General features: G+C 40.9%; 1 protein-coding gene. It reads left to right on the top strand.

All coding sequences use genetic code 11. The annotated features are described in order from the left end of the window. The first annotated feature begins 252 nt into the window (after positions 1 to 252). Positions 253 to 1,731: an ATP-binding protein gene (locus BLV86_RS17340; protein ID WP_090820087.1), complete on the top strand. Its 1,479-nt coding sequence runs from the start codon at positions 253 to 255 to the stop codon at positions 1,729 to 1,731. The last annotated feature ends 326 nt before the right edge of the window (positions 1,732 to 2,057 follow it).

The following is a 2,057-nucleotide window of genomic DNA, read 5'->3' on the forward strand; positions in this document are numbered from 1 at the left end:
AAAACAGCACGTTAAGATAGACAATATTTAGGAGGAGCCGAAATTAATCTGCGGCAAACCTGCGGTAGGTGAGAAGATTAATTCGACGCGTTACAATCAGAGGAGAGAAGGTGAGCTCTGGGGGAGTGTGGCTGGCGCCGAAGAACTGATGGGAACAGATGTTTGGAAAATGGTTGACAGGAGGCAGGTTTAGAGGTAGGATTGAGTGTGCGGAGAAACGTATGTTTTGAGAAAAGAGGATGTTGAATGGTGATGAGTGGACAGACACAATTTGATCTGAAGAACTTCGATTCTTATCGTGAAGATAATCGTCTTGAGGTAAAGAAAGCAAAGGGTGGCCTGCCAAAATCGTTATGGGACACATATTCTTCTTTTGCCAATACCTATGGTGGTTGCATTATCCTGGGAGTTGTTGAACATGAGGATCATACTTGGGAGACCTGTGGGCTAAAGGATGTTTCAAAATTAAGAAAAGATTTTTGGGATGTGATGAATAACCCGGAGAAGGTCAGTATTAACCTGCTTCGAGAAGTTGATGTTACGGATTATGAAATTAACGGTGATGTGATTCTTGTTATAAGAGTTCCACGAGCAACAAGAGAGAATAAGCCGGTATTTATAAATGGTGATATGTTTGCCGGAACATTTAAGAGAAATTGGGAAGGTGATTATCATTGTACTAAAAGAGAAGTACTTGCAATGTTACGAGATCAGGCAGACGATACTCCGGATATGAAAATTTTGGAAGATTATTCAATTTCGGATTTTGATAAAAGCAGTATCCGCGCTTATCGTGTCCGTTATAACACACGCCATGACAATCACCCATGGACTCAGCTGCCAGATGACGAATTTCTTGTGAGAATCGGTGCAGCCAAAGATTATAAAGGGAAGATAGTTCCCACGGCGGCGGGTCTTCTGATGTTTGGACAAGAGTATCTGATCACAACCGAGTTCCCGGAGTACTTTTTGGACTATAGGGAAAAACTGGATCCTAACATACGATGGACAGACCGGGTACAGAGTCAATCTGGAGATTGGAGTGGGAATATATTTGATTTTTTTGCTCAGGTATATCCGAAGATAACAGCTGATTTCAAAAAGCCTTTTATGACTGAAGGACCATATAGAGTTGAAGAAACCCCAAAGCATCTTGCAGTTAGAGAGGCTATTGCAAATTGCCTTGTCAACACGGACTATTTTCAATCTTGGAGTGTAGTTATTGAAAGGTATCCGGATAGGATAACTTTGGCAAATCCCGGACTTGTTCGGTTAGGTAAGGAACAGATGCTAAAAGGTGGTATTTCTGAACCAAGAAACAAAAACCTGTTTAAGATGTTCAATTTGATTGGCGTTGGTGAACATGCGGGTTCCGGAGTGCCTGATATATTTGAGGTTTGGAAGAGAGAAAAGTTGGAAGCCCCTACGGTGGAAGAGCAGTTTGGAGCAGATAAACCGGATAGAACTATAATTAATCTGCCGCTATTATCGGCCAACTTAGGCACTGACTTAGGCACTAGTGCCTATGATGACGAAGTAGATAAGAAGAAACTAATAATAGAATTTTGCGTGAGGGAGCGTTCCAAAGCAGAAATACAAGAATATCTTAAAATCAAGTCGGAGAGGTATGTTCGTCAGAAACTTATTACACCACTGATACTCGAGGGCAAGCTTAGAAGAACAATTCCAGACAAGCCACAGAGTAAGAATCAAAAGTATATAGCGACTTAAGAATTCTCGAGGTGCTGTAGTGGATAACCGTATAGAAGATTATCGAAAACATGGTGTAGACATTAGCCGGTAGATAGATCCGGAGATCAAGATTGGTGAGAGCGTGGGGACCGAGGAAATCTTGAACCGTGTATCGGGAATTTTTTATAAACTTTAGCTCCAGTAGGTTGACAGACTGTTTTTACAAGTTTTTTCCGCGTTTTTAATCACATTAAACAAGTGTGATACTTCATAGTCCAGCGGTGTGATGTCAAGTGAAAAATAATAATGTTTTGATATATTTTCTGCATCATTTGCTGGAAAAAGGGTAACCTTAATAAACCCTG

It is taken from the genome of Oribacterium sp. KHPX15 (genome assembly GCF_900107835.1).
Taxonomy (GTDB): Bacteria; Bacillota; Clostridia; order Lachnospirales; family Lachnospiraceae; genus Oribacterium.

Bases quoted from the DNA above. Each gene is read 5' to 3' on its own strand.
- BLV86_RS17340 (WP_090820087.1), top strand. From the start codon at position 253: ATGAGTGGACAGACACAATTTGATCTGAAGAACTTCGATTCTTATCGT.